Below are 17,478 nucleotides of genomic sequence, written 5' to 3' on the forward strand. Positions count from 1 at the left end.
TGCCGGGCTAGCGCGCCCGGGGGTGTCCGGGGCCCGCGCGGATTGGCCCCGGACATTCGAGGGAAGAGCGCACAAATGACACAACCCATCGAGGACTACGCACTCATCGGCGACCTGATGACCAGTGGGCTGGTCGGCCGCGACGGGTCGATCGACTGGCTGTGCCTGCCGCGCTTCGACTCGGCGGCCTGCTTCGCCAAGCTCCTCGGGGACGAGGAGAACGGCCACTGGCGCATCGCGCCCCTCGACGCGGCCGACGGCGAGCAGTGCACCCGCCGCGCCTACGTCGAGGGGTCGCTGGTCCTGGAGTCCTACTGGGAGACCGAGACCGGCACCGTCAAGGTCATCGACTTCATGCCCCAGCGCCAGGTCTTCCCCGACGTCATCCGCATCGTCGAGGGAGTCACCGGCCGGGTCAGGATGCGCAGCACGCTGCGCCTGCGGTTCGACTACGGCCACGTCGTCCCCTGGGTCCGCCGCGCCGACGGGGACCGCGTCGCCGTCGCCGGGCCCGACTCCGCCTGGCTGCGCAGCGACCCGCCCGTGCGCACCTGGGGCGAGGAGAACAGCACCCGCTCGCAGTTCCCGATCGCCGCGGGGGAGCGGGTGGCCTTCGTGCTCACCTGGCACCCCTCGCACGAGCCGCGGCCCGAGCCCATCGAGGCATACACGGCGCTGGAGCAGGCCCTCGCCGACTGGTGGGACTGGACCCGGCAATGCCGCTACGAGGGCCCCTACCGGGAGGCCGTGACCCGCTCCCTGATCACCCTCAAGGCCCTCACCTACGCCCCGACCGGCGGGATCGTCGCCGCGGCCACCACCTCACTGCCCGAGGAGATCGGCGGGGTCCGCAACTGGGACTACCGCTACTGCTGGCTCCGGGACGCCACCCTCACCCTCGACGCGCTCCTGGCGACCGGCTTCCTGGACGAGGCCCGCGCCTGGCGGGCCTGGCTGCTGCGCGCGGTCGCCGGAGACCCCGCCGACCTCCAGATCATGTACGGGATCGCCGGCGAGCGGCGGATCCCCGAGACCGGGCTGCCCTGGCTGCACGGCTACGCCTCCTCGGCGCCCGTGCGCGTCGGCAACGCGGCCGTCGACCAGCTCCAACTCGACGTGTACGGCGAGGTCATCGACTCCCTGCACCTGGCCCGGTCGGCCGGCCTCCCCTCCGAGGAGCACGCCTGGCGCATCCAGCTGGCCCTCCTCGACTTCCTGGAGCGCAACTGGCACCGTCCGGACGAGGGGCTGTGGGAAGTGCGCGGCCCGCGCCGCCACTTCGTGCACTCCAAGGTGATGGCCTGGGTGGCCGCCGACCGGGCCGTGCGGACCCTGGAGGGCGACCCCTCGATCCCGGGCGACGTGGAGCGCTGGCGGCTCATGCGGGACGAGGTGCACCGCGACGTGTGCGAGAACGGATACGACCCGGAGCGCGGCACCTTCACCCAGTACTACGGCTCCAGCGAGCTCGACGCGGCGACCCTGCTCATCCCGCGCGTCGGGTTCCTGCCGCCCGACGACCCGCGCGTCATCGGCACGGTCGACGCGGTCCGCGAGGAACTCGGCCGCAGCGGCCTGGTCCGCCGCTACAGCACCGAAGGCCCCACCGTCGACGGACTGCCCGGCGACGAAGGGGCCTTTCTGGCCTGCTCGTTCTGGCTGGCGGACGCCCTGCACCTGACGGGCCGCCGCGAGGAGGCCCGCACCCTCTTCGAGAGGCTGCTGGCGGTGCGCAACGACGTGGGGCTGCTCGCCGAGGAGTACGACCCGGTCTCCGGGCGCCAGCTCGGCAACTTCCCCCAGGCCTTCAGCCACGTCGGCCTGGTCAACACCGCGCTGACCCTGTCCCTGGACGAACCCGACGGCAGCGGCGCCGGCTGACGCCGGGCCCGCCCGGGACCGGGCCCGGCGCCGGCCGGAGCCGGTGAGCGGTCAGCGCTTGCGGTACTGCCGTGCGTCCTCGGCCGCGTCCAGGACCGCGTCCAGGTCGCCGCCGAGCGCCGAGGTGAGGGTGATGGCGACCGCGCCCTCCAGGAAGGGCGCGTCCACGATCCGGGTGCCGGCCGGCAGCGGCGAGGGGTCCTCGCCGAGCAGGGTCCGCACGGTGAGCACCGCGCTGCCCATGTCGCACAGCACGGCCACGCCCTGGCCCTCGTCCACCAGCCGCGCCGCCGCGAGGATCAGCTCCGCGCTGGTGCCCACACCGCCGTCCCGGGTGCCGCCCGCGACGGCGATGGGGGCGGGGTCGACGGCCCCCAGCAGGGCTCCCGACAGCTCGGCCACGGCCGCGGCGACCTGCGCGCTGTGCGAGACCAGGACCACGCCGACCCGGCCGGTCCGGGTCCGCGCGACGGCGGCGGACGCGCCCGCCGGGGTGCCCGCCGGGGCGGAGGCCGGGGCGGAGGCCGGGGTGGAGGCGGGGTCCGGCCCGGCGTCCACCGTCCCCGCCGCGCCCACACCGTCCACCGCCGTCCGCAGGGCCTCCATCAGCAGCACCACCGAGTTGGCCCCGGCGTCCTGGTGGCCGACGCTGCGCTCCCCGAGGTAGCTGGCCCTGCCCTTGCGCGCCTGGAGCCCGGCCGTCGCGTCGGCGCCGTCCCGGGCGGCCTCGCAGGCCATGTCCAAGGCCTCCCGCAGCGGCCGCCCCGCCTCGGCGGCCTCGGACAGCGCGGCCACCCCCGGAGCCAGGGCGTCCACGAGCGTGGCGTCGCCGACCTCGGCCCCGCCCAGTTTCTGCACGGACCGCAGCCCGGCCCCCAGAGCGGTGGCCAGCTCGATCCCGGTCGGTGCCTCGGTGGTGCCGAGCACCTTGCCGGTACGGCGCAGCGCGGTGCCGAACAGCGGGCCGGAGGCGCCGCCGACGGTGTTGGTCAGGGTGGTCCCGGCCAGGGTGAGCAGGGCTCCCGGGGTGGCCGGCCGGGCCTCGGCCACGGCGGCCCCGACGGCGCCGAAGCCCCGTACGAGATTGGCGCCGTGGTCCCCGTCGCCGATGACGGCGTCGAGTTCGGTCAGGCGCGCGCTGTCCCGGCGTACGAGACGGGCGGTCTCGTCGAGCCAGCGGCGGAAGCAGTCGGTGTCCAGGACAGGGGTGGTGGTCGTCATCGGTGACGGCTCCTCAAACAGGTGTGACGGAAGGTTCAGCAGCCCCAGCGCAGGGACGGGGTGTCGACCGGCGCGTCCCACAGCCGCAGCAGCTCCTCGTCGGCGCGGCACAGGGTGAAGGTGCAGCCGGCCATGTCCAGGCTCGTGACGTAGGAGCCGACCAGCGAGCGGGCCACGGTGATCCCGCGCTCGGCGAGCACCCGGCCGGCCTCCGCGCGCATCACGTACAGCTCGACCGGAGGGGTCCCGCCGAGCCCGTTGACCAGCAGGACGACCGGAGCCCCGGAGGCCTCCGGAAGGTCGTCGAGGATGGCGTCGAGCATCGCCTCGGCGGTCTCGGCGGCCGTCATCAGCCGGCGCCGCTCGCGGCCGGGCTCCCCGTGGATGCCGATGCCGAGCTCGATCTCGTCCGGGCCGAGCTCGAAGTTGGGGCTGCCCTTGGCGGGAGTGGTGCAGGAGCTCAGGGCCACGCCGTAGCTGCGGGAGAGGGAGTTGACCTTGCGGGCGACGGCGGCGACCTCGGCGAGCGGCGCGCCCTCCTGCGCGAGGGCGCCGGCGATCTTCTCCACGAACAGGGTGGCCCCGGTGCCGCGGCGGCCCGGCCCGCCCTCCACCGCGGCCACCGCGACGTCGTCGTCCACGACGACCTGCTCGACCTCGATGCCCTCGTCCGCGCAGTCCTCGGCGGCCATCGCGAAGTTGAGGATGTCCCCGGTGTAGTTCTTCACGACGTGCAGGACGCCCGCGCCCGCGTCCACGGCGGCCGTCGCCCGCGCGATGTTGTCGGGAACCGGAGAGGTGAACACCGGGCCGGCCACAGCGCCCGCCAGCATGCCCCGGCCGACGAACCCGGCGTGCAGCGGCTCGTGCCCGCTGCCCCCGCCGGACAGCAGCGCGACCTTCCCGGCCGCCGGGCCCGAAGCCCGCGTGACGATGCCCGTCTCCGCCTCGACCAAGAGCCCCGGATGGGCTGCGGCCATGCCGTGCAGCGCGTCGCCGACGACACTCTCGGGGGAATTGATGAGCTTCTTCACGGGGGCCTCTTTTCTGGATTCCTATACGTGGGACCGAAAGCGGAAAACCGGAATTCCGGCGCGGTATTCATGGCGGGCCGCCGGTGCTCGGTGGCCGCTGCAGGCCCACATGCCTGGCACGTTACCCCGGGTCGCGCCCACTGCGGGCCGGGCCTTTGGTCCCGTTCACGGGCGCGGAAAGGCCCCTCTCGAACGGTCGGACCACACGTTTACTCCGCTATCCGAATCCGTGATAGGCATGAAATGCAGTTGCGGAAATGAATTCCCATCCTGGAGGTTTCGCCGTGAAGACCGTCCGTACGCGCATGCTGATCAGCCCGCCGAAGTACGTACAGGGCGCGGGGGCGATGCACGACCTGGGCGAGCACGCGGCGCGCCTCGGCGAGAACGCCGTCGTACTCGCCGACCAGGGCGTCTGGGGCTTCGTCGACACCGCGGTCACCGACTCCCTCGCCGCCGCCGGGGTCCGCCTCACCAAGGAGGTCTTCGGCGGGCTGTGCACGCAGAGAGAGATCGACCGGGTCGCCGCGGCCGCCCGCGCGGCCGGCGCCGACGTGATCGTCGGGATCGGCGGCGGCACCGCCATCGACACGGCCAAGGCGGTCGGCCACGCCCTCGGCGACACAGCCGTCGTCAGCGCCCCCACGGTCGCCTCCACCGACGCGCCGACCAGCGCCCTGGCCGTCGTCTACACCGAGGACGGCGCCTTCGAGCGGTACTCCTTCTTCCGGCGCAACCCGAACCTCGTGCTCGTCGACACCGCGCTCGTCGCCGCCGCGCCGAGCCGCTTCATCGTCTCCGGCATGGGCGACGCGCTCGCCACCTGGTACGAGGCGCGCGTCTGCGTGGCCGCGCAGCGCACCGCGATGGCGGGAGGCCTCGCCACCGAGGCCTCCCTGAGCCTGGCCCGGCTGTGCTGGGAGACCCTCATGGAGTACGGCCACCAGGCGCGCCTCGCCGCCGAGCAGCACGTGGTCACCCCCGCCCTGGAGAAGGTCACCGAGGCCAACACCCTGCTCTCCGGCCTCGGTTTCGAGTCCTGCGGCCTGGCCGCGGCCCACGGCATCCACAACGGCCTGACCGTCTCCCACCGCACCCACGGCATGATGCACGGCGAGAAGGTCAACATCGGCACCCTGGCCCAGCTGGTCCTGGAGGGCGCCCCCACCGCAGAGCTCGACACCTACCTGCAGTTCAGCCGCGCCGTCGGCCTGCCCACCACGCTCGCCGAAGCGGGCCTGCGGGACCCGGACCGCGAGGAACTCCTCGCCATCGGGCGCGCGGCCACCGCCGAGGGCGAGACCACGCACAACATGCCGTTCCCGGTGACCCCGGACATGGTCGCGGACGCGCTGCTCGCCGGTGACGCGTACGCCCGCGCCACCGCCACCGCCGGCTGAGCGTCGGGCCCTCGCGGATCCGCCGGCGCGGCCCGTGCGGCTGCGCGTCCCGGCCCGCGGCTCCGCCCGGCCGGACCTCCCCGGGCCCCCGCCTACGCGGCTCCGCCGGTCCGGCAGGCCAGCAGCAGGGCGATGTCGTCCGGCCGGTCGGCGGTGTTGCCCGCCTCGCTGATCAGCCGGTCGGCCGCCTCGGTCAGCGGGTCCGGCCGGGCCGCGGCCAGCGCCCTGCGCAGCCGCTCCACCCCGACGTCGATGTCGATGCCCGGCTTCTCCACCAGCCCGTCCGTGTACAGGGCGAGCACCGAGCCCGTCGCGAGGCGCAGTCCGGTGACCGGGTAGGCGGCCTCCGGGTCGATGCCGAGCACCACCCCGCCGGGCAGGTCCAGCACCTCGGTCCGGCCGTCGGGGTGGCGCAGCAGCGGCTGCGGGTGCCCGGCCCGCACGGCCTCGGCGGACCCCGTCGCGGGGTCGAGCACCACGTAGCAGCAGCTGGCGAACTGGCCCGGATCCAGATCGCTCAGCAGCTGGTTGGTACCGCGCATCACCTGCTCCGGCGTGCTGCCGGTCAGCGCGAAGGCCCGTACGGAGCTGCGCAGTTGGCCCATGGTCGCGGCGGCCGCCACCCCGTGCCCCTGGACGTCCCCGATGACCAGGGCCAGCCGGCCGCCGCCGGTCTCGACGACGTCGTACCAGTCCCCGCCGACGTCCATGCCCTGGGTGCCGGGCAGGTAGCGGCCCACCGTGTCCACCTGCTCGTGCACCGGCAGCCGGTGCGGCAGCAGGCCCGACTGCAGTCCGCGGGCGAGCGCCGCCTCGCTGTCGTAGCGCCGGGCCCGCTCCAGGGCCTGCGCGATCAGCCCGGCCAGGGCGGTGAGCACCGTACGCTCCTCCGGGCTGAAGCCGCGGGGCGCGTCGAAGCCCAGGATGCACGAGCCGACCGGGCGGCCGGACGCGATCAGCGGCAGGAACGCGCGGGCGCCGACATGGGCGTCCAGCGGGATCCCCGGATACGCCGCGGCCAGGTGCTCCATCGACTCGAAGAACAGCGGCCGGCCCGAGGTCAGCGTCTCCACGCCCGGCAGCCGCACATCGAGCCCGACCCCGTCGAACCGGTCGAGGAAGCCCTGCGGGAAGCCGGTCTCCCAGGCGAGGTGCAGATGCCGCTCGTCCAGCAGGTAGATCGCCAGCTGGCGGCCGCCGAAGGCCGGCAGCAGCTCCTCGGTGACCACCGCCGACACCTGGCGGGCCGTGATCGCCTCGGTCAGTGCGATGGCCAGGGCGACCGGCCGGTAGAGCGCGGAGGCGCGGTCGGCGGGGGAGCCGAGGCCTCCTCCCGGTCGCGCCATCGAGGCGGGCGCGTAGGAGGGCTTCTCGGTGGCGCCGATGGTCACGGTCACCCCGTCGGTGCCGGGGTACAGGTCCACCGACACCCACTCGGAGGGCGTACGGCGGCCGCGCCGGGCCGGGAAGCGGACCGGCTCGGTGGACATGAAGACGGCCCGGAAGTGGTCCTCGTACGCGGGATGCCCGAGCCAGGGGAGCGCCTCCCACAGCACCCGTCCGCGCAGTTCGGGTCCGGCCGCGCCGAGCAGCCGCTCGGCGGCCGCGTTGACGAAGCCGATCCTGCCCTGCCGGTCCAGCGACAGCAGGGCCTGATCGAGGCGCTCCACGGCTTCGAGGGCGCCTCCGGCGCAGTCGGGCCGCTCCGTGTACAGCGGGTCGCCGTCCCAGAGCACCGGGTCCCCGGCCGCCGCCAGCTCCGCCAGCTCGCCGGCCAGCCGGTCCGCCTCCCGGCGCATCCGCTCGCGGTCCTCCGCCGCCACCGGGACCCCGGGGGTCGCCGCGCGCAGCGCCATCATCACGCCGAACCGCTCGGCGCCGGACGTCACCGGTTCGAACATCGACGCGAAGGGGAAAGGCAGCCCCGCCATCAGCTGGGGGAAGCGGCGCATGGCCGCCTCCGCGTCGGGCAGGTGCACGGACTGCCCGGTCCGGTAGGACTCCGCCACCGGATAGGGGCGGCTCAGGTTCATCCGCCACCAGGGCCGGAAGAGCGGGCCCGGCAGCCCCATGAGCGATGCCATCCGCAGCTGCCCCGGCTGCCCGGAGCGCAGGTACACCCCGCCCGCGTACCCGCCCACGGCCGTCACCACCTCGACCGTGGCCCGGGCGAGCACCTGGGCCATGGCATCGGAGGCGGGGCCGCCACTGTCCGGTCTCGCCGTCACACCGCCAGGATGCGCCCTGGGCGCCGGTGGCCGCACCCCCGGGGCCGGGGCCCCGGGCCGGACCCGTCCGACCGGCTGACCAAGGAGCGGGAGCGGAGGGCGGAAAGTCCCCTGTGATCAGGGACTTTGAGCAGCCGTCCGGGGCGTCCGCGGCTGCTTGGGCTCGCCTGAGCAGGGTGGACCCACCCCGAACGCCGAAGAAGGTGCGCTGGTGCCGGTGCTCAACGAATGCCGTCCCGGGACGACCGTCCGCCTCACGGGGATCGCCCCCGCCCCCGGCCGGGCCGGCGGGAGCCGCGGCCCCGGGCGAGGGGCTGCCGCGGATCGCCGCCCGGCTGGGCATCAGCCCGGCGGAGGCCGCCGAGCTCGCCCGCTACTGGGTCCGCAAGGGCCGCCTCAGGCGCGAGGAGATCGGTGCTCCGGAACGCGAGGAGATCGGTGCTCCGGAATGCGCCGGGTGCTCTTTCGCCGCCGCCGGCTGCGCCGCCGCCTGCGCGGGCCCGTTCGGCGCAACCGGCCCGGCGCGTCCGGTCCCGGTCGCGCCGAGCCCCGTACGGGACGGGGCCCCGGAGCGGGACCGGCGGCGCCCGCGATAGGCCGACCGCCTCCCTCGTCCGGGGGACGCACGGGTGTGCGGCCAGGCGCCGGGAGCGCCGCCGGGGCACGATACGCACGCGCCCCACCCCCCCTGCCCGGCAGGCCACCGGAAGGCAGAGCATGCGGTTCCAGTACGACACCCTCGGAGAGCGGTACGCCGAGTCCAGGACCACGGCGGCCTTCTCGGCGGCCGACACCTACACCCTCCACGGAGCCATCGACGCCCTCGGCGGGGTGCGCGGGCTCGACGCCCTCGACCTGGCCTGCGGCTACGGCTACAACACCCGGCTGCTGGCCCGCGGCGGCGCCCGGCGGGCCGTCGGGGTGGACGCCTCGGAAGAGATGATCAAGCTGGCCCGCGAGCACCACGCGGAGCAGGACGGGCCGGCCGGCGGGACCGTCGAATACCACGTCGCCGACGCCGCGGGGCTGCCCGCCCTCGGCCCCTTCGACCTCGCCACCGCCGTCTACCCGTTCAACCACATGCCCGACCGCGTGTCCCTGCACACGATGTTCCGCTCGGTCCGCAACAGCCTGCGCGCGGGCGGGCGGCTGCTCGCCATCGTGCCCAACGCGGGGGCCTTCCCCCGCGTGGACTGGTCGCCGTACGGTGTCCGCATCCTCGACCGGGTCGTGGCCGGCGACGCTCCGCTGCTGAAGGCGCACTTCCTCACCGAACCGCCGGTGCCCTTCGAGTTCCACGAGTGGGCCCACTCCGAGCTCGCCGAAGCGGCCGTCGAGGCGGGCTTCAGCACCATCGGCTGGCAGCCGAACCGGACCCCGCCCGCCGACCCCGAACGCGACGACGCGTACTGGACGGCCTACCGCGCCTGGCCGATCAGCTCCCTGATGACCTGCGTGGCGTAATGCCCGCCCCGGCCCGGCCCGCCGTGCGGACCGGGCCCTGGCGGGAGGCTCACACCTCGCGGGCCGCCGACCGGATCAGCTCGACGATCCGGTCGCGCGCCGCCCGCCCCTCCGGCAGCGGCAGCAGCGGGTACACGTGCGGCAGCCCCGCCTCCTCGTGGAACTCCACCTCCACCCCGGCCGCGCGGGCCCGGCGCACCAGCTCCCTGCTGTCCGTCGTCAGCACGTCCCGGGTCCCGGTGAACACCGTCAGCGGCGCCAGCCCCTCGAAGGACCCGTGCAGCGGGCTGACCCGGGGATCGTCGGCGGCCAGGGTCCCGGCGTACAGCCGCCCGGCCTCCCGCAGCCCCGGGCGGGCCAGCATCGGATCGTCCGCCTCGATGCCGGCCTGGTCCGGATGGCTCATCGTCACGTCCAGCCACGGCGAGATCAGCACGATCCGGGAGGGCTGGGCCCCGCTGCGCTCGCGCAGCCGCTGGGCGGCGGCCAGCGCCAGCCCGGCCCCGGCGGAGTCCCCGACGAGCACGGTCCCGCCCTCGCCGCCGCTCGCGATCAGGCCGCTCAGCAGGTCGGCGGCGACCGGGACCGTCCGGTCGGCGGTGCCGCGCGGGGCGAGGATGTACGCCGGTACGACGACCCGCGCCCGCGCCTGCGTGACCAGGGTCCGGATCAGCGCCCAGTGCGGACGGACGAGTTCGTTGATGTAGCTGCCGCCGTGCACGTACAGGACCCGGGCGACGGGCTCGCTCCCGCGCGGGGAGACCTCGTACACCGGCCAGGCCCCGACGAAGGTCCGCGAGATGTCCGCGACCCGCCCCAGCGAGCGCGGCGGCAGGTGCGAAGCGGGCCGGCGGGCGGACTCCGCCACCCGGGTCCGCACCGCCTCGACGCTCGCGAACCGTCTTCGCCGCCCCGCCGCGATCAGCGCCGCCGACAGCGCCCTGCTGCGCAGACTCGGCACGCCCCTCACCTCCCCTTTTCCCCGGGCCACCCCCGGCCCGGGACCCTACCCCGTCATCGGAGGAGCATAGGCGTGAAGCTGGGCTGTCGACCCGCTTAAGAAAGTCTCGATGGACTGATCACCGGGCGTCTCGGCAGATTGGTGACCGTCACCGACGCCGTCCGCGCCCCCCGCGCTGCGCGGCGCCCCCTTCCGCATGCCTGGAGCCACCCCCATGAAGGCACTCGTCAAGCACAAGGCCGAACCCGGACTGTGGCTCATGGACGTTCCCGAGCCCGAGTACGGCCCGGGCGACGTGCTGATCAAGGTGCTGCGCACCGGCATCTGCGGAACCGACCTGCACATCCGCGCCTGGGACGGCTGGGCGCAGGGCGCCGTCAAGACCCCGCTCGTCCTCGGTCACGAGTTCGTCGGCGAGGTCGCCGCCCTCGGCGCTGACGTCCGCGACATCGAGGTCGGCGCCCTGGTCAGCGGCGAGGGCCACCTGGTGTGCGGCAAGTGCCGCAACTGCCTGGCCGGGCGCCGCCACCTGTGCCGCAGCACGATCGGCCTCGGGGTCGGCCGCGACGGCGCCTTCGCCGAGTACGTGGTGCTGCCCGCGCAGAACGTGTGGGTGCACCGCACGTCGGTGGACCTGGACGTCGCGGCGATCTTCGACCCCTTCGGCAACGCCGTGCACACCGCGCTCTCCTTCCCCCTCGTCGGCGAGGACGTGCTGATCACCGGCGCCGGCCCGATCGGGATCATGGCGGCGGCCGTGGCCCGGCACGCCGGTGCGCGCAGCGTGGTGATCACCGACGTCAGCCCCGAGCGGCTGGACATCGCCCGCAAGGCGGGCGCCACGCTCGCGGTGAACGTCGCGGAGTCCTCCATCGCCGAGGCGCAGGCCCAGCTGGGCCTGCGCGAGGGCTTCGACATCGGCCTGGAGATGTCCGGCCGCGGCGAGGCCATGCGCGACATGATCGACAACATGACGCACGGCGGCCGGATCGCCATGCTGGGACTGCCCGCGCAGGAGTTCCCGGTCGACTGGGCCAAGGTGGTCACCTCCATGATCACCATCAAGGGCATCTACGGCCGCGAGATGTTCGAGACCTGGTACGCGATGACGGTGCTGCTCGAAGGCGGACTCGACCTCAGCCCGGTCATCACCGGCCGCTACTCGCACCGCGACTTCGACGCGGCGTTCGACGAGGCCTCGACCGCCCGCAGCGGCAAGATCATCCTGGACTGGACCGCCTAGTACCGGCGCCGCGGCCGTCGCCCGGCCGGCCTGCCCGGTACCGTCCCCGCGCGGCGGCCGTCACCCCGACCGCCTGCCCGGCACCGTCCGGACCGGCCTGCCCGCGTGCGGCGGGCGGTACGCACCGCACCCCGAGACCATCTCCCCCCGGCCGGGCCCCGCACACCCTCCCCCCTCCGCGGGGCCCGGCCCCCCTTCGTTCGTCGCCCTCCGCCGCATAAGGAGAACCGCACCATGTTCGAGTCCGTCCGCGAGGACCTGCGCACCACCCTCGACGAGATCCGCGCCGCCGGCCTGCACAAGCCCGAGCGCGTCATCGGCACCCCGCAGAACGCGGCCGTCGCCGTCACCGCGGGCGGGGCTCCCGGCGAGGTCCTCAACTTCTGCGCCAACAACTACCTGGGGCTGGCCGACCACCCCGAGGTGGTCGCCGCCGCGAAGGACGCCCTCGACCGCTGGGGCTACGGCATGGCCTCGGTCCGCTTCATCTGCGGTACGCAGGAGGTGCACAAGGAGCTGGAGGCGCGGCTGTCGGCCTTCCTCGGCCAGGAGGACACGATCCTCTACTCCTCCTGCTTCGACGCCAACGGAGGGGTCTTCGAGACCCTGCTCGGCGCCGAGGACGCGGTCATCTCCGACGCCCTCAACCACGCCTCGATCATCGACGGCATCCGCCTGTCCAAGGCCCGCCGCTTCCGCTACGCCAACCGCGACATGGCCGAGCTGGAGACGCGGCTGAAGGAGGCCGCCGAGGGCGGCGCCCGCCGCAAGCTGATCGTCACCGACGGCGTGTTCTCCATGGACGGCTACGTCGCCCCCCTCCAGGAGATCTGCGACCTCGCCGAGCGCTACGACGCCATGGTCATGGTCGACGACTCGCACGCCGTCGGCTTCGTCGGCCCCGGCGGCCGCGGCACCCCCGAGCTGCACGGGGTCATGGACCGCGTCGACATCATCACCGGCACCCTCGGCAAGGCGCTGGGCGGCGCCTCCGGCGGCTACGTCGCGGCGCGCGCCGAGATCGTCGCGCTGCTGCGCCAGCGCTCGCGCCCGTACCTCTTCTCCAACTCCCTCGCCCCGGTCATCGCGGCAGCCTCCCTCAAGGTCCTCGACCTGCTGGAGTCGGCCGGCGACCTGCGCGAGCAGCTCGCCGCCAACACCGCGCTGTTCCGCACGAAGATGACCGAGGCCGGCTTCGAGATCCTGCCCGGGGACCACGCCATCGCCCCCGTGATGATCGGCGACGCGGCCGAGGCGGCCCGCATGGCCGAGCTGCTGCTCGAGCGCGGCGTCTACGTGATCGGCTTCTCCTACCCGGTGGTGCCGATGGGCGCGGCGCGGATCCGCGTGCAGCTCTCGGCGGCCCACTCGACGGCCGACGTGGAGCGCGCGGTGGCCGCCTTCACCGATGCCCGTGCGGCGCTGGCGGCCGACGGGGCCTGAGACAATGGCGGGGTGATCGACCCCCGCCGGCTGCGCATCCTGCGGGCCGTGGCGGACCACCGTACGGTGACCGCCGCGGCCGCAGCCCTCTACCTCACTCCCTCCGCCGTCTCCCAGCAGCTCGCGGCTCTGGAACAGGAGACGGGCCACGCCCTGCTCACCCGCAGCGGCCGGGGCGTGCGGCTCACCGCGGCCGGTGAGATCCTGCTCGGCCACGCCCACGAGGTGCTGGCGCAGCTGGAGCGGGCGGAGGCCGAACTGGCGGCGTACGCGGGCGGCTCGGCGGGCGAGGTGACCGTGGCCGCCTTCGCCACCGGCATCGCGGAGGTGCTGGCCCCGGCCCTCGCCCGGCTGGGGCTGGAGCACCCCGGGATCCGGCTGCGGGTGCGGGACGCGGAGGGCGACCAGAGCCTGCCGCTGCTGCTGGACGGAGAGGCGGACGTGGCCCTGGCGGTCGAGTACCGGGGCGGGCCCGGGGCGGACGACGCCCGGCTGTCCGTCCTGCCGCTGTACGCGGAGCCGTTCGACGCCGTGCTGCCCTCGGGGCACCCGCTGGCCGACCTGCCCGCCGTGGCGCTGGCGGACCTGTCCGACGCGGACTGGGTGGGCCAGTACCCCGGCAACCCCTGCCACGACGTGACGCTGCTCGCCTGCGAACTGGCCGGCTTCCAGCCCCGGTTCGTGCACTCCTCCGATGACTTCCGCGCGGTGGCCGCGCTGGTGGGCGCGGGGGCCGGGGTGGCCCTGGTGCCGCGTTCCGCGCTGCGCGGCATGGACCTCAAGGAGGTCGAGGTCCGCCCGGTCTCCGGCCCGGCGGCCACCCGCCGGGTCTTCGCCGCCACCCGCCGCGGCGGCGAGACCCACCCGCTCATCGCCCCGGTCCTGGCCGCCCTGGTCCGGGAGTCGGAGCGACTGCCGGCGCACTGACCGGACCGGTCGGGCCGGACCGGTCGGGCCGGACCGGGCTGCCGCCTGGCTCCCGGCCGCCCCGCGTTCGCCGGCTGCTCCGCGTCCCCCGCTGCTCCCGCGTTCCCGGCCGCCCGCGTTCTGCCCCCGCTCTCCGGGCCGCCCGGCTCCCGGCCGCCCCCGCGTTCCCGTGCGTCAGCCCAGGGTGAAGACGGCTCCGGGATCGGCGTGTGCGACGGGCCCGGGGTAGTGCGCCGCGGCGCGGGCCACCGCCTCCTCCGGGGTCAGGTCCCGGCCCACGTGCGTGACGACCAGCCGCGCGGCGCCCGCGGCGGCCGCCGTCGCACCGGCCTCCTCCGGCGTGTGGTGGAGGTGCGCGCCCCCGCCCCGCTCCGGGCGTCGCGCGCTCTCGGCCTCGCACAGCAGCAGGTCGCACCCCGCGGCGAGGTCCGTCAGCGCGGCGCACGGAGCCGTGTCCCCGGAGTAGGCCAGCGCCCGGCCGCCGGCCTCGGCGCGGACAGCGAAGGCGGGCATCCCGTGCGTCACGGCGCGGCTGGTCAGGGTGAGCGCCCCGACCCGCGCCCGGTGTCCGTCGGACAGCTCGTGCACGGCGAAGGCGGACTCGACGGGGCTGCGCGCGGGGCCGTTGGTGAGGAAGCCGGCGAGCCGGTCGGCGGTGCCCGGCGGGCCGTACAGCGGCAGCGGCGCCGCCCGCCGGACGTCGGCGAAGAGCAGGCCGTAGTACGCGGTGAGCAGGTCCGCGCTGTGGTCGGCGTGCAGGTGCGAGATCCAGACGGCGTCCAGCCCGGCCAGGCCGGTGTACCGCTGGAGGGGGCCCAGCGTGCCGGTGCCGGCGTCCATCCAGACGCGGGCGCCGCCGCCGGACACCAGGTAGCCGGAACAGGGGTTGTCCGCGCTCGGATAGGGCGTGGCACTGCCGAGCACCGTCAGGCGCAGGGGATCGCCGGCCGGGGGAGGCGCGGGCTGCGGGGCCCGGTTCATACCCTCAGCACCTCCACGCCCGCCGCCTCGAACTCCCGGGCCACGCCGGGCGCCAGGCCCGTGTCCGTGACCAGGACGTCCACCGAGGAGGTCGGGCAGATCCGGGCGAAGGCGCGCACGCCGAGCTTGCTGGAGTCCGCCGCGACCACCACCCGGCGGGCCCGGTCGCAGAGCAGCCGGTTGACCGAGGCCTCGTCCTCGTGGCGGGTGGCCGCGCCGTCGGCCGGGTCGAAGCCGTCCACGCCCAGCACCGCCGTGTCCACCGCGAGCTGGCCGAGCACCTGTTCGGCCAGCGGGCCCGTCAGCTCGTAGGACTGCGGCCGTGCCACCCCGCCCGTCAGCACGATCTTGAACTGCGGCCGGATCACCAGCTCGCCCGCGATGTTGAGGGCATTGGTCACCACCGTGAGCGCCGGGGAGCCCTGGGCCAGGTCCGGCCGGCCGGCCAGGGCCCGGGCGATCTCGGTGGTCGTGGTGCCGCCCGTCAGGCCGATCACCTCGCCCGGGGTGATCAGGGCGGCGACCGCCTCGCTGATGCGGCGCTTCTCGGCGGCGCGGCGCGAGGTGCGGTAGCGCAGGGGGAGTTCGTACGAGACCCCGTGCAGGACGGCCCCGCCGCGCGTGCGGACCAGCAGCTGCTGCTCGGCCAGCTGGTCGAGGTCGCGGCGGATGGTCGCCGCGGACACGCCGAGCGCCTCGGCCGCCGGCTCCACCTCCACCTCGCCCCGCTCCACCAGCAGGTCCAGCAGTCCCTGCCAGCGCTCCTTGCGGGTCATCGGCCGCCCCCTTCGGTCTGCTCCATCGGCCTACCCGCCGAGATTAACTCAGGGGATCACCTCGTAGATGCTTGAAGTTGCGCGAAACTGCCAGCTACCTTGCAGGAAAACGCATTCAGAGCCGTCTGTCGCATGAGGGAGCCTGCATGAGTCACGTCGCGCACGAGTTGGGCACACAGCCCGAATGCTGGGAGCGGGCCGCCGAACTGGCCCCGACCCGGCGGTCGGTGCTGCCGCAGCCGGGGGAGCGTACCGCGATCGTCGGGTGCGGGACCTCGTACTACATGGCCCAGGCGGCCGCCGTGTTGCGCGAGGAGGCGGGGCAGGGGGAGACCGACGCCTTCGCCGCCTCGGAGTTCCCGCGCCACCGCCGCTACGACCGGGTCGTCGCGCTCACCCGGTCCGGGACCACCACCGAGGTGCTCGACCTGCTGGCCGCGCTGCGGGACGCGGGCGTGCCCACGACCGCCGTCATCGGCGATCCGGCGACCCCGGTGATGACCCTCGCCGACGAACTCGTCGTCCTCGACTTCGCCGACGAGCGGTCCGTCGTGCAGACCCGGTTCGCCACCACGGCCCTCACCCTGCTGCGCGCCCACGTCGGCCTGCACCGTGCCGGAGTGGTCGCCGACGCCCGTACCGCGCTCGCCGAGCCGCTCCCCGCCGAGCTGGAGAGCCGGGGGCAGTTCACCTTCCTCGGCCGCGGCTGGAGCGTGGGCCTCGCACACGAGGCCGCGCTGAAGATGCGCGAGGCCTCCCTGTCCTGGGCCGAGTCCTACCCGGCGATGGAGTACCGGCACGGCCCCATCAGCGTCTCCGGCCCCGGCACCGTCACCTGGTCGCTCGACGCCGCCCCCGAGGGGCTCGCCGAACAGGTGCGCGCCACCGGCGCCCAGTGGGTCGCGGGCCGCCTCGACCCGCTCGCCGAGCTGGTCCGGGTGCACCGCCTGGCCCTCGCCGTCGCCGCCCACCAGCAGCTGGACCCCGACGCGCCGCGCCACCTCACCCGCTCGGTGATCCTCACCACCGGAGAGGAGGCGGTCCGATGAGCCTCGTCCCCGCCGGCACGCTGGTGAGCGAGGCGGCGGGCGCGGGCCGCGCCGTCGCCGCCTTCAACATCATCACCCTGGAGCACGCAGAGGCCGTCGTCGCCGGAGCCGAGGCGGCCGGGCTGCCGGTCATCCTCCAGCTCAGCGAGAACGCCGTGAAGTTCCGCGGCGGGCAGCTCCTGCCCATCTCCCGCGCGGCCGCCGCCTGCGCCGAGGCCGCCGGGGTCCCCGTCGGCCTGCACCTCGACCACGTCAAGAGCAGCGACCTGCTGCGCCAGGCCTGCGACGCCGGGTACAGCTCGGTGATGTACGACGCGGCGCACCTCCCGTACGCCGAGAACCTGGAGGCGACCCGCTCCGCCGCCGACTGGGCGCACGCCAACGGGCTGTGGATCGAGGCCGAGCTGGGCGAGGTGGGCGGCAAGAACGGCGCCGCGCCGCTGGACCCGCACGCGCCGGGCGCCCGCACCGACCCCGACGAGGCGCGCCGGTTCGTCGCCGACTCCGGGGTGGACGCGCTGGCCGTCGCCGTCGGCAGCAGCCACGCCATGACCAGCCGGACCGCCCGTCTGGACCACGCACTGCTGGCCCGGCTCGCCAAGACGGTGGACGTGCCGCTGGTCCTGCACGGCTCCTCGGGGCTGCCGGACGCGGAGCTCGCGGCGGCCGTCGCCGGGGGCATCCGCAAGGTCAACATCGGCACCGCCCTGAACGTGGCCATGACCGGGGCGATCCGCGCCCACCTCACCCCGGCGGACCCCCGGCCCTATCTGACGGCCGCCCGCACGGCGATGGCGGCGACGGCGGCGGCCATGATCCACGCCCTGAACTGACCGGCGCGGGGGACCGCGCCACGGCGGGACGATCCCG

At 75.0% G+C, this 17,478-nt stretch carries 15 protein-coding genes and 1 pseudogene; 9 read left to right on the top strand and 7 right to left on the bottom strand.

The features are described 5' to 3' along the window. Positions 1-75 precede the first annotated feature (75 nt). Positions 76-1,881, top strand: coding sequence for a glycoside hydrolase family 15 protein (locus tag AB0D66_RS08575; protein ID WP_362298657.1), 1,806 nt, complete (start codon positions 76-78; stop codon positions 1,879-1,881). Between the two features lie 51 nt (positions 1,882-1,932). Here AB0D66_RS08575 and AB0D66_RS08580 read toward each other — a convergent pair whose 3' ends face one another. The 3 genes and pseudogenes from AB0D66_RS08580 to dhaK form a co-directional block, all read right to left on the bottom strand. Continuing rightward, positions 1,933-2,487, bottom strand: a complete 555-nt coding sequence (locus tag AB0D66_RS08580; RefSeq protein ID WP_362298869.1) for a PTS fructose transporter subunit IIA — start codon at positions 2,485-2,487, stop codon at positions 1,933-1,935. Continuing rightward, a pseudogene (dhaL, locus tag AB0D66_RS08585) lies at positions 2,476-3,102 on the bottom strand (dihydroxyacetone kinase subunit DhaL); the annotation flags it as partial. The gene AB0D66_RS08580 and the pseudogene dhaL, both read right to left, overlap by 12 nt. Before the next feature lie 35 nt (positions 3,103-3,137). Beyond that, entirely contained in the window at positions 3,138-4,136 is a 999-nt protein-coding gene (dhaK, locus tag AB0D66_RS08590) for a dihydroxyacetone kinase subunit DhaK (RefSeq protein WP_362298660.1), read from the bottom strand. Positions 4,137-4,393: 257 nt separating this feature from the next. Here dhaK and AB0D66_RS08595 point away from each other — a divergent pair, with 257 nt between their 5' ends. Further along, positions 4,394-5,536 (top strand): glycerol dehydrogenase, encoded by a 1,143-nt coding sequence (locus AB0D66_RS08595; protein ID WP_362298663.1) that lies wholly within the window; start codon positions 4,394-4,396, stop codon positions 5,534-5,536. Between the two features lie 92 nt (positions 5,537-5,628). Here AB0D66_RS08595 and AB0D66_RS08600 read toward each other — a convergent pair whose 3' ends face one another. Beyond that, positions 5,629-7,722: a SpoIIE family protein phosphatase gene (locus AB0D66_RS08600; protein WP_362298872.1), complete on the bottom strand. Its 2,094-nt coding sequence runs from the start codon at positions 7,720-7,722 to the stop codon at positions 5,629-5,631. Between the two features lie 218 nt (positions 7,723-7,940). On the opposite strand from AB0D66_RS08600, the gene AB0D66_RS08605 reads away from it, so the two are divergent. Both AB0D66_RS08605 and AB0D66_RS08610 read left to right on the top strand, forming a co-directional pair. Further along, positions 7,941-8,360 (top strand): hypothetical protein, encoded by a 420-nt coding sequence (locus tag AB0D66_RS08605; RefSeq protein WP_362298666.1) that lies wholly within the window; start codon positions 7,941-7,943, stop codon positions 8,358-8,360. A gap of 121 nt (positions 8,361-8,481) precedes the next feature. After that, on the top strand, positions 8,482-9,228 hold the full coding sequence (locus AB0D66_RS08610; RefSeq protein WP_362298669.1) for a class I SAM-dependent methyltransferase: 747 nt from the start codon (positions 8,482-8,484) through the stop codon (positions 9,226-9,228). 49 nt (positions 9,229-9,277) lie between these two features. On the opposite strand, the gene AB0D66_RS08615 is transcribed toward AB0D66_RS08610, so the two are convergent. Beyond that, positions 9,278-10,189: an alpha/beta hydrolase gene (locus tag AB0D66_RS08615; RefSeq protein ID WP_362298672.1), complete on the bottom strand. Its 912-nt coding sequence runs from the start codon at positions 10,187-10,189 to the stop codon at positions 9,278-9,280. 214 nt (positions 10,190-10,403) lie between these two features. On the opposite strand from AB0D66_RS08615, the gene tdh reads away from it, so the two are divergent. From tdh to AB0D66_RS08630, 3 genes are all read left to right on the top strand, one after another. Then, positions 10,404-11,432: an L-threonine 3-dehydrogenase gene (gene tdh, locus AB0D66_RS08620; protein WP_362298675.1), complete on the top strand. Its 1,029-nt coding sequence runs from the start codon at positions 10,404-10,406 to the stop codon at positions 11,430-11,432. 234 nt (positions 11,433-11,666) lie between these two features. Continuing rightward, positions 11,667-12,875 (top strand): glycine C-acetyltransferase, encoded by a 1,209-nt coding sequence (locus AB0D66_RS08625; protein WP_361763258.1) that lies wholly within the window; start codon positions 11,667-11,669, stop codon positions 12,873-12,875. 12 nt (positions 12,876-12,887) lie between these two features. Further along, positions 12,888-13,802 (top strand): LysR substrate-binding domain-containing protein, encoded by a 915-nt coding sequence (locus AB0D66_RS08630; protein ID WP_362298680.1) that lies wholly within the window; start codon positions 12,888-12,890, stop codon positions 13,800-13,802. Positions 13,803-13,976: 174 nt separating this feature from the next. On the opposite strand, the gene AB0D66_RS08635 is transcribed toward AB0D66_RS08630, so the two are convergent. Both AB0D66_RS08635 and AB0D66_RS08640 read right to left on the bottom strand, forming a co-directional pair. Next, complete coding sequence (locus AB0D66_RS08635; protein ID WP_362298683.1) at positions 13,977-14,783, bottom strand: MBL fold metallo-hydrolase; 807 nt, start codon at positions 14,781-14,783, stop codon at positions 13,977-13,979. Beyond that, on the bottom strand, positions 14,780-15,559 hold the full coding sequence (locus tag AB0D66_RS08640; protein WP_362298686.1) for a DeoR/GlpR family DNA-binding transcription regulator: 780 nt from the start codon (positions 15,557-15,559) through the stop codon (positions 14,780-14,782). Before AB0D66_RS08640 ends, AB0D66_RS08635 begins: the two co-directional genes overlap by 4 nt. 146 nt (positions 15,560-15,705) lie before the next feature. Between AB0D66_RS08640 and AB0D66_RS08645 the strand changes: the two genes are divergently transcribed. Both AB0D66_RS08645 and AB0D66_RS08650 read left to right on the top strand, forming a co-directional pair. Next, the gene (locus tag AB0D66_RS08645) at positions 15,706-16,608 is read left to right on the top strand and encodes an SIS domain-containing protein (protein ID WP_362298689.1); all 903 of its coding nucleotides are present in this window, start codon (positions 15,706-15,708) and stop codon (positions 16,606-16,608) included. Next, a complete protein-coding gene (locus AB0D66_RS08650; protein WP_362298692.1) occupies positions 16,605-17,441 on the top strand; it encodes a class II fructose-bisphosphate aldolase in 837 nt (278 codons plus the stop codon). The genes AB0D66_RS08645 and AB0D66_RS08650 overlap by 4 nt, the downstream gene beginning before the upstream one ends. Positions 17,442-17,478: the final 37 nt, after the last annotated feature.

The sequence above is a fragment of the Streptomyces sp. NPDC048270 genome (genome assembly GCF_040652335.1).
Lineage (GTDB): Bacteria > Actinomycetota > Actinomycetes > Streptomycetales > Streptomycetaceae > Streptomyces.